Origin of the sequence: Curtobacterium sp. ME26, assembly GCF_903970945.1 — a bacterium.
GTDB lineage: Bacteria > Actinomycetota > Actinomycetes > Actinomycetales > Microbacteriaceae > Curtobacterium > Curtobacterium citri.
Genome location: NZ_CAJCKG010000081.1, coordinates 1 through 9,043, shown reverse-complemented (window position 1 = coordinate 9,043; position 9,043 = coordinate 1). Strand labels below are relative to the sequence as shown.

General features: G+C 73.9%; 10 protein-coding genes and 1 pseudogene. 8 read left to right on the top strand and 3 right to left on the bottom strand.

Going from position 1 to position 9,043, the window contains the following annotated elements; genetic code table 11:
- Positions 1-193 (top strand): annotated as a pseudogene (locus H7A69_RS16750) (hypothetical protein); the annotation flags it as partial.
- A gap of 21 nt (positions 194-214) precedes the next feature.
- Positions 215-403 carry a hypothetical protein gene (locus H7A69_RS16745; protein ID WP_182048085.1) on the top strand — a complete coding sequence of 63 codons (189 nt, stop codon included), beginning with the start codon at positions 215-217 and terminating at the stop codon, positions 401-403.
- A gap of 76 nt (positions 404-479) precedes the next feature.
- On the opposite strand, the gene H7A69_RS16740 is transcribed toward H7A69_RS16745, so the two are convergent.
- Positions 480-983: a tetratricopeptide repeat protein gene (locus H7A69_RS16740; RefSeq protein WP_182048084.1), complete on the bottom strand. Its 504-nt coding sequence runs from the start codon at positions 981-983 to the stop codon at positions 480-482.
- Between the two features lie 112 nt (positions 984-1,095).
- On the opposite strand from H7A69_RS16740, the gene H7A69_RS16735 reads away from it, so the two are divergent.
- Complete coding sequence (locus tag H7A69_RS16735; RefSeq protein WP_182048083.1) at positions 1,096-2,589, top strand: protein kinase domain-containing protein; 1,494 nt, start codon at positions 1,096-1,098, stop codon at positions 2,587-2,589.
- A gap of 6 nt (positions 2,590-2,595) precedes the next feature.
- Here H7A69_RS16735 and H7A69_RS16730 read toward each other — a convergent pair whose 3' ends face one another.
- Both H7A69_RS16730 and H7A69_RS16725 read right to left on the bottom strand, forming a co-directional pair.
- A complete protein-coding gene (locus H7A69_RS16730; protein ID WP_182048082.1) occupies positions 2,596-2,850 on the bottom strand; it encodes a zinc-ribbon domain-containing protein in 255 nt (84 codons plus the stop codon).
- Between the two features lie 44 nt (positions 2,851-2,894).
- Positions 2,895-3,617, bottom strand: a complete 723-nt coding sequence (locus H7A69_RS16725; protein ID WP_182048081.1) for a class I SAM-dependent methyltransferase — start codon at positions 3,615-3,617, stop codon at positions 2,895-2,897.
- Between the two features lie 362 nt (positions 3,618-3,979).
- Between H7A69_RS16725 and H7A69_RS16720 the strand changes: the two genes are divergently transcribed.
- From H7A69_RS16720 to rlmN, 5 genes are all read left to right on the top strand, one after another.
- Positions 3,980-4,147 (top strand): hypothetical protein, encoded by a 168-nt coding sequence (locus H7A69_RS16720; protein ID WP_182048080.1) that lies wholly within the window; start codon positions 3,980-3,982, stop codon positions 4,145-4,147.
- Positions 4,144-5,319 (top strand): helix-turn-helix transcriptional regulator, encoded by a 1,176-nt coding sequence (locus H7A69_RS16715; protein ID WP_182048079.1) that lies wholly within the window; start codon positions 4,144-4,146, stop codon positions 5,317-5,319. Before H7A69_RS16720 ends, H7A69_RS16715 begins: the two co-directional genes overlap by 4 nt.
- Positions 5,320-5,328: 9 nt before the next feature.
- Complete coding sequence (locus H7A69_RS16710) at positions 5,329-6,204, top strand: alpha/beta fold hydrolase (protein WP_182048078.1); 876 nt, start codon at positions 5,329-5,331, stop codon at positions 6,202-6,204.
- A gap of 114 nt (positions 6,205-6,318) precedes the next feature.
- Complete coding sequence (locus H7A69_RS17570; protein WP_259346283.1) at positions 6,319-7,293, top strand: C40 family peptidase; 975 nt, start codon at positions 6,319-6,321, stop codon at positions 7,291-7,293.
- Positions 7,294-7,427: 134 nt separating this feature from the next.
- Positions 7,428-8,660, top strand: a complete 1,233-nt coding sequence (gene rlmN / locus H7A69_RS16700; RefSeq protein WP_182048077.1) for a 23S rRNA (adenine(2503)-C(2))-methyltransferase RlmN — start codon at positions 7,428-7,430, stop codon at positions 8,658-8,660.
- The last annotated feature ends 383 nt before the right edge of the window (positions 8,661-9,043 follow it).

The window sequence follows — 9,043 nt, the reverse complement described above, 5'->3', positions numbered from 1 at the left end:
CCTGACCCCTCTTCCCCACCACGCCCCTCTTCGCCTCTGCCCCCGCGGCGGCGACGCGGTCACCGTCCTCGACGCCGTCGACCACGCCGTCACCACCCTCGACCACACCCTCGGCCGAGAAGTACCGGTCCTGGTCCACCTCACCGGCGGCACCCGTACCGCACTCAGCCAGACCAGCTCCCGCGTCCAGTAGGAACCACACCAGGAGGACACCATGCGCAACCGCATCATCGCCATCGGGCTCATCGCCCTGATCGGCATCTGGATCGGCTCCCGGTCCAACCGTCCCGTCGTCAAGAAGACGAGCACGGCCGAGACCATCCGCAAGGCCTGGAACGACCCGCACGCGCGCAAGCAGCGCGCGAAGCTCCGCAAGAAGATCGAGAAGGCCGCCTCGCGCTGAGGCGGAACCCCACGACGGACGGGAGGCGCGGTGCCAGCTGGCACCGCGCCTCTCGTCCGTCGTTCGGTCCCGTCGGTCAGCGGGAGCGTGTGTCCGTGAGCGCGGCGGCGTAGGCCCGCACCGATCGGTTGTACCGGGGGAGTGTCGGCTCGACGGCCTCGATCGCCACCCGCAGCGCCTCGTCGACGCGGCCGGCGCTGTGCAGCGCGAGCGCCAGGAACACACGGGGAGCCGCACCCGTCGACGGGTGGTTCGGTGCGTCCCGCAGCATGGCGATGGCCTCGTCCACCCGCCCGAGGTTGCGGAGCGTGGACGCGTGCTGCACGACCATGCGCGCTGCTCGGTCGGGATCGACCGTCGCGAGTCCCGCTGCCGTCGCCGCCGCGTACCGCTCGTGTGCGTCGGCCTCGCGGCCACCGGAGTCGAAGGCGCCTCCGAGCTCGAAGGCGCCGAGCGCCGGGTGCGGCGCGACCGATGCGAGGTCGCGCATGCGGGCGATCCGTTCCTCGTCCCCGACCGCCGTGTCGTCCCAGAGTGCTGCGACGCGGTCCTCCCAGGCCGTCTCACCGTGTGTGTGCATGCCGACCACGCTACCGGCGCGCCGGTGGTCGCTCGGGGGCCCCGCCGACGCGTTCGGTCCACCGAACGTGGCGCGGCGGACGGTGTGGCCACCGGGATGCGAAGATGCATCGTTGCCTGCCGACACCGACGACGAGGAACGCATGGGACACGACGACGACGCCGCGCCGCTCCTCGACGGCCGGTACCGCATCGAGGGCGCCATCGGACAGGGCGGGATGTCGGCGGTCTACCGCGCCACCGACGAGGTCCTGCACCGACCGGTCGCGGTGAAGCTCTTCCACCCGGGCTCGGTGGACATCGCCCGGCAGGAGAGCGAGCTCGGCGTGCTCGCGGCCCTCGAACACCACAACCTCGTCGGTCTCCTCGACGCCGGCGTGGTCACGGGTGCGGACGGCGGGTCGCAGCGGTTCATCGTGATGTCGCTCATCCTCGGCCAGGACCTCGAGGCCCGGCTCTCGGTGGGGCCGCTCGCCTCGCGGCACATCGCCGAGATCGGCTACGACATGGCCGAGGCGCTCGACTACATCCACGCCCACGGCGTCGTGCACCGGGACATCAAGCCGTCGAACATCCTGCTGGTCGACTACGGCAACGGCTCGGAGCGTGCGCGGGCCCGACTGACCGACTTCGGGATCGCCCTGGCCGCCGGGGTCGAGCGGCTGACCGCGGACGGGGTGACGACCGGCACGGCCGCGTACCTCAGTCCCGAGCAGGCCCGCGGCGCGGACGTCGGCCCGGCGAGCGACGTCTACTCGCTCGGCCTCGTGCTGCTCCAGTGCTTCACCCGCCGTCGGGAGTTCCCGGGGTCGCTGGTGGAGTCCGCGATCGCGCGGCTCTCCCGCGATCCGGTCGTGCCGGAGCCGTTGCCCGAGCGGTGGAAGCACCTGCTCCGGGCGATGACCGCGCAGGACCCGTCGGCACGACCGCTCGGCGGCCAGCTGGTCGCGATGCTCCGGGACGTCCTCATCGCCGAGACCGCGGACGAGGCGACGTCCGGCTCCGCGGGCCCGGCGGTCGCCGAGCCCGCCGGTCCGTCCACGCCGGACACGGCCGGCGGCCGCACGGGCACGGGCACCGCGACCGGCACCGGCACCGGCACCGGCACGGTCGACAGCAGTCGGCCCGCCACCCTCGACACGCTGCCCGAGGAGTCCCTCCAGCGCACCGTCGCGATGGCCGCCCGGCTCTTCGACGCGCCGATCGCCCTGGTCGACGTGCTCGACGAGGACCGCGAGTGGTCGCACTCCTGGATCGCCGACGGCGTCGACGAGGCCGCACGGAACATCAGCTTCCGGAACGGCTTCGCACCGGTGCCCGTGCCCGTCGTGATCCCGGACGGCTCCGTCCACCCGGAGATGCGGCAGAGCCCGCTCGTGACCGGCCCGCTCGGCATCCGATTCTACGTGAGCGTGCCGATGCTCCGGCACGACGGCACCGCGGTCGGCACCCTGGCGGTCCTCGACGTCCGTCCCCGCGAGGCGACCGAGGCCGACCTGGCGAACCTCCGCGACCTCGCGGCGCTGGCCGTCACGCAGCTCGAGCTCCGGCAGGAGACCCTGCGCACCACGAGCGACTCGCTGCCCATCGACAGCAGCCAGCACTGACCGGGGTCAGATCCCCGGCTGTCCCGCCGACCACCCCTGGGCGTGCTCGGCCTGCTCCGCGGTGAGCCGGGTCACGGCCCCGCAGTTGACGCACTCGTTCCGGTAGGAGCGGGAGAGCGGGACGAGCGGCACGAAGAACAGGCTGAGCTTGGTCGTGCGGCGGACGACCCGCTGCGCTGCGTGCACGCCGCACACCCCGCAGACGAACTGCACGACCGTGAGCAGGGTGTCGGTACCGCGGGTGCCGAAGATCAGGAACACGGGGCCGAGGCTACGCGACCGTGCCCGAGCGCACCGACGTCGGGTCAGATCGCGCGGCGTCGCACCAGCACCACGCTGTCGACGGTGTCGTGCCGTTCCCCGTCGGGACCCGTCGCGCTGCGCGGGCGGCCCTCGGCGACCACGACCTCCCAGCCGTCGTCGAGCCGGAGCGACGCGAGGTCCTCCTCCGGCGACGGGAAGCGGTAGGTGCGGAACGCCTCGGGCAGGTCGGCGTGCGGCGGTGCGGCGTGGGCGGTGACGAGCAGGTGTCCGCCCTCGGCGACGAGGCCGGTGGCCCGGTGCAGGATCGCTGCGCGGGGGATCTCGACCGGCCACGACTGCAGGAACGACGCGGTCACCAGGTCGAACCGGCCGTCGCCGTCAGGCGCCCAGGTCGCGACGTCCGCGGCCACGAAGGACGTGCGTTCCCCGACACCGGCGGCCGCGGCGGCACGACGTCCGCGCTCCACGGCGGTGTCCGACAGGTCGACGCCGGTCGCGGTCCAGCCCTGCTCGGCGAGCCACACCACGTCGCCGCCCTCCCCGCAGCCGAGGTCCAGCGCCCGACCCGCACCGCGCGGCAGCGTCGGTGCCACCGCCGCGAGCACGGCGTTCACCCGACCCGACCAGATGCCGTCCCCGGCGGCGTACCGGGCCTCCCACCACTCGCGGGCGGTCGTTCCTGCATCGACGGCGTCCGTGTCGCCCGTGCCGCCGCCGTGTGCCGTCCCGGCGTCCCCGGTGCCCGTGTGCTCGTGTGCCTGCATCCGCCCAGTGCACCGCGGACCGGGCGACGGGCGCAAGGGGCGTTGCCGGACCGGCAAACGGCGGGACCGACACCGGGGCGGACGGGAGGCGCGCGACCGGCCCGCCCCGCGCCTCCCGTCCGCCGCTGTGCACGACCGACCGCCGCAACGCCCGGTCCGGCCGCCGTCCCGTCCCGGTCCGTCCGATCTGCGCGGACGCTGGACGCGCCCCGCGTCCCACCGTCCACCCCGCGCGTACCGTCGCGCACACGACGAGATCGTCCGGTGTCCGCGGCACGCGGGGCTGCTCGGGTCGGGAGACCCGACGCCGAGGTCCCGGGACCGGGCAGGACGCAGGACGGTCGTGATGCAGGGAGCACGACATGTCGACGTACGAGTCCGACCACCGCGTCCAGCAGGTCCGGGTGACCACCTACCGCACGCTCCGCCGTGCCGCGCGTCGCGGGTGGGCGGTGCCGGACGGAGCGGTCACGCCGTCGCTCGCCGACCTCGCCCGTGTGCGCGGTCCGGGCCGCGGTGACCGCACGTGACCGTCGCCCCGCCTGCCGACCCGCCGCCTGCCGACTCCACGCCCGGGGCCTCGCGGCGGACCGCCGTCCACGAGGTCGTCCGCAGCGGCAGCGACCCCGACGAGGCGCGGGACATCGTGGCGAGCGTGTACGGAGCGCGCGACGTCGTGTTCGGTCCGGACGCGCTCGACGGTGCCTTCGCCTTCCGGTACCGCTCGGTCGGTGACAGCTGCGTCAGCCTGCGGACCGCGTCCTCGTCGGCGCACGTGCGGGGTGTCCTCGTGCCGGGGCGGCAGTACGTGCTCGCGTGGTCGGCGGACGGCGGCGTCGTGGTGGACCCCGAGCGCGAGGACGGCGTCACCCTCCGACCGGGGGTCCCCGTGATGCTCCCCGCCGGGCGCCCGTTCCGGGTGTCCGCGCCGGCCGGCACGGTGCACCTCGTCCACTTCCACGCCGACTTCCTCGAGGCGGTCGCGGTCATCGGGGGAGCAGCACCGCCGGTCCCGCTCGCCTTCCCGGTCTCCGCGCCGTCGGTCCGGCTCGCACCGCTGCAGCGGACCCTCCGGGAGGTCGCCGGCCCGATGCTCGACGTCTCCGTCGCCGACGGTGCGCGCGCCGCGCTCGACCTCGCCCTGGCCGAGGCGGTCATCGACGCCTTCCACCCCGCACCCGACGGCGGGCTGCCGGACGTGCCGGTCGCCGCCCTCGACCGCGCCAAGGCCTACATGTACGCGCACTTCCTCCGCCCGCTGACCGCGGCCGAGATCGCCGGGGCCGCCGAGATGAGCGTCCGGACCCTGCAGGAGACCTTCCAGCGGCAGGAGGCCACGACCCCCACCGACTTCCTCCGCGACCTCCGGCTGGCGAAGGCACGGATCGCGCTGCAGCTCGCGGATGCCCGTGAGACCACGGTGGCGGAGGTCGCGCACTCGTGTGGGTTCCGGCACATGGGTCGCTTCTCGGGGTCCTACGCCGCGTTCTACGGGGAGCACCCGGGGGAGACACTCCGCGGACAGCGCCGGACGATCGCGGTCGCCTCGGCGGTCGAGCGGCCGGCCCGTCCGGGTCCGCAGGCCTCTCCGGATGCGCAGGCCGCTCCGGATGGGCAGGCCTGTCCGGATCCGCAGGTCGGACGGGAGGCGCACGGCGCGTCCACCGCGCCCGCCCGGTCCGGTGCGAGGTCGCCTGGGTAGCGTGCAGGGATGCAGCCCGGAACGTCGCCCGCCACCGGTGCGGACAGCGTCGCGGTCGCCGTCCGCGGCACCGGCGCGCCGGTCCTGGTGCTGCACGGCACCCCGGGCGGCATCACCGCGGCGGACGCCATGGCACGGTTCCTGCCGTCCGACCGCTTCCGGGTCGTCACCGTCGCCCGCCCCGGGTACCCGGGCACGCCGCTCGTCCCGGGTCGGTCGTCGCTCGACGACGAGGCCGACCGCTACGCCGCCCTCCTCGACCGCACCGGCATCGACCGCGTCGCCGTGCTCGCGTGGTCCGGCGGCGGACCCGTCGCCTACCGCTTCGCGGTCCGCCACCCGGACCGGGTCCGCTCGCTCGTGGTCGCCGCCGGGCTCTCCGGCCGCTGGACGCCGGCGCGACCGTCGCTCGCCGAGTGGGTCGTCGCACACACGTCCTTCGGTGCCGCGGTCGCCGCGACGGCCGCCCGCGTGCTGCCGTCCGTCGTCGTCCGCACCGTCGAGGCGGGGGTCAGCTCCCTGCACGGACGCGCCCTGACCGCCCACGTGTCCGAGGTCGTGCACGACCTCCGCCGGCGACGGGACGTGCTCGACCTGTCGACCAGCGGGAACGCGGGCGGCGCGTTCCGGCCCGGGTGGGACAACGACGTCCGGGTGCTCGGGGCGGTGGACGACCTGGAACTCGGTGCCGTCCGTGCGCCGACGCTCCTCGTGCACGGCGACGCCGACACCGAGGTGCCGTTCGGGCACAGCGCACGTGCCGCGGCAGCCGTGCCGGACGTCGAGCTCGTGACACTGCCGGGCGGCACGCACTTCGCCCTGTGGGACCACCACGACGCCCGGGCCGTGCAGGAACGGGTCGCCGAGCACCTCGCGCGAGACTGAGGCGAACTCGAGACTGAGACGAACCGCAGGAACCCGGGGGCACTGCTCAGCCTGTGACCGGACCGTTACCAATACGTTGTCTTCCCGAGTCGTTCGGCCGACCCGGAAGGAACCATGGGACGTCACGCCCTGCCCGCAGCCCCCGACGCTGCCCGATCGGCAGCACCTGAGCCGGCAGCACCCGAGGCGTCGCCGTCCACACCGTCGGTTCCCGCGGAGCTGCGTCGTCCCCGTGGTCGTCGTGCCGCCCGGGACGCCACCGCCGACCGCGCGGTCCGCGTGGAGAACGCGCCCTCGCCCCGCCCGGTGCACCGTCCCGTGCCGCGCCCGCTCGCGTCGACCGCCGTCGCCGGCTCCGCGGTGCTGACCCGGACGGCCGTCCTTCGGGCCGAGCGCGCCGCCGACCCCCGCCACGTCCGTCGGGCCGTCAACGCCAAGCGGGCGGCGCTCCTGCTCGCGCCGGCGCTCGCCGTGACCTCGAGCCTGACGCTCGCCCTGCCGGCGGACGCGGCCCCGGCGACCTCGTCGCACGACCGGTCGCGTGACTCGTCGCTGACCACCGCGGCGGACGACGCGCAGTCCTTCACGGTCGCCCGCGACGTCGAGGTCCCCGTCGTTCGGACCGACGGCATCACCACCACGACGACCGTCGTGTCCTACCCGACCATCGTCACCAAGTACGGCGTCACGACGCAGCAGGCCGAGGACGCCATCTCGGCGGTCCTGTCCGCGGGTGGCAAGCGCGCCACGATCGTCTCGACCGCGCTGCAGTACATGGGGGACCCCTACGTCGAGGGCGGTGCGAGCCACGCGGGCATCGACTGCTCCGGCCTGACGATGGTCGCGTACGCGGCCGTCGGCATCCCGCTCGTGCACTACGTGCCGTCGCAGGACGCGGTCGCCACGACCATCCCCGAGTCCGAGGCGCAGCCGGGTGACCTGGTGGTGTTCGACGACGAGGACCACGTCGGGATCTTCCTCGGCGACGGCATCGTGCTGCAGGCCCCGCACCCGGGCGACCCCGTCGACATCGTGCCGGTGTACCCGAACGCGCACCACTTCGCCCGCCTCCTGCCCGCGGGGGAGTGACCCGGCCGTCCGCCCGCCGGGGCGGACCTCGGGAGTCGAGCCGTGCCTCCCGTCCGCTGCCCGCCCGCACGCTCGTCGGCGGGCCGTTCCGTCGGCGTCCGCGGGGAGTTGCGCACCTCCCGTAAACTGGAGTGATGGCCACCGAGACCCGCACCCCGTTCGAGGAGCAGCGCTCCGCTCGTCCGCAGGTGCGCCCGCGCACCGAGGGCTGGACCCAGGCGCAGGACTCCGAGGGCCGACCCCTCCTGCAGTTCGCGTCGCCGAAGCGCGGCAAGCCGCCCGTGCACCTCGCCGACCTGACGGTCGAGGAGCGCGTCGATAAGGTCAAGGAGCTCGGCCTGCCGGGCTTCCGCGCCAAGCAGCTCTCGACGCACTACTTCACGCACTACTCGTCCGACCCGGCGACGATGACCGACCTGCCCGCCGCCCAGCGCGAGGAGCTCGTCGCGGGCATGCTGCCGCCGCTCCTCACCGAGACGCGGCGCCTGGCGACGGACAAGGGCGACACGATCAAGTTCCTCTGGAAGCTGCACGACGGCGCCCTCGTCGAGTCGGTGCTCATGCGCTACCCCGGCCGCATCACGCTCTGCGTGTCGTCGCAGGCCGGGTGCGGGATGAACTGCCCGTTCTGCGCCACCGGCCAGGCGGGGCTCACGCGCAACATGTCGACGGCCGAGATCATCGAGCAGATCGTGCGCGCCAACGCCGCGATCGCCGCCGGCGAGCTCGGGGGTGACCCGCGCAAGGGCGGGCAGGACCGCGTCGACGCCGAGCGCGTCACGAACATCGTCTTCATGGGCATGGGGGAGCCGCTCGCGAACTACAAGCGCGTGATCGAGGCGGTCCGCACGATGGTCGCCCCGCAGCCGCACGGTCTCGGCATGAGCGCCCGCGGCATCACGGTGTCGACCGTCGGGCTCGTCCCCGCGATCAAGAAGCTCGCGGACGAGGACATCCCCCTCACCTTCGCGCTCTCGCTGCACGCGCCGGACGACGAGCTCCGCGACGAGCTCATCCCGGTCAACTCGCGGTGGAAGGCCGACGAGGCGATCGACGCCGCGTACGAGTACTACGCGAAGACCGGTCGTCGCGTCTCCATCGAGTACGCCCTCATTAAGGACATGAACGACCACGCCTGGCGTGCGGACCTGCTGGCGGAGAAGCTCAACGCCCGAGGCAAGGGGTGGGTGCACGTCAACCCGATCCCGCTCAACCCGACGCCCGGCTCGGTGTGGACCTCGTCGGAGCCCCACGTGCAGGACGAGTTCGTCCGCCGGCTCAACGCGGCCGGCGTCCCGACGACGCTGCGCGACACCCGCGGCAAGGAGATCGACGGCGCCTGCGGTCAGCTGGCTGCGGCCGAGTAGGCGAGCGGTCGGGTCGCCTGGTGGTGATCCGGGCCGGATCGTCCGTTCCGGACGGTCTGTTCCGGACGGTCTGTTCCGGACGGTCTGTTCAAGACGGTCTGTTCCGGACGGTCTGTTCCGGACGGGAGGCGCGGTGCGAGTTTCGCACCGCGCCTCCCGTCGTTCCCGGCCCCGGTGAAGCGCGCAGGTACCCCGACATCCGCGAGTCCGCGGGGAAGTCCGGGGACGACACGCCCGGGCGGTGGCCCGGTTCGCTGCACCCCCGGAGCGTGTGTAGAGTAATCACTCGTTGCCGCTGAGGCGGAGAACGGATCGGCCGGAAGGTCGTCTCCGAGTGAGCGGAACAGCACACGTCTGAACTCCAGTCACTCCGGAGAACCTCG

What these genes read in the sequence shown, in the direction of transcription:
- H7A69_RS17570 (WP_259346283.1), top strand. Translation starts at nt 6,319, where the DNA reads ATGGGACGTCACGCCCTGCCCGCAGCCCCCGACGCTGCCCGATCGGCA.
- H7A69_RS16710 (WP_182048078.1), top strand. Translation starts at nt 5,329, where the DNA reads ATGCAGCCCGGAACGTCGCCCGCCACCGGTGCGGACAGCGTCGCGGTC.
- H7A69_RS16745 (WP_182048085.1), top strand. Translation starts at nt 215, where the DNA reads ATGCGCAACCGCATCATCGCCATCGGGCTCATCGCCCTGATCGGCATC.
- H7A69_RS16720 (WP_182048080.1), top strand. Translation starts at nt 3,980, where the DNA reads ATGTCGACGTACGAGTCCGACCACCGCGTCCAGCAGGTCCGGGTGACC.
- rlmN (WP_182048077.1), top strand. Translation starts at nt 7,428, where the DNA reads ATGGCCACCGAGACCCGCACCCCGTTCGAGGAGCAGCGCTCCGCTCGT.
- H7A69_RS16740 (WP_182048084.1), bottom strand. Translation starts at nt 983, where the DNA reads ATGCACACACACGGTGAGACGGCCTGGGAGGACCGCGTCGCAGCACTC.
- H7A69_RS16725 (WP_182048081.1), bottom strand. Translation starts at nt 3,617, where the DNA reads ATGCAGGCACACGAGCACACGGGCACCGGGGACGCCGGGACGGCACAC.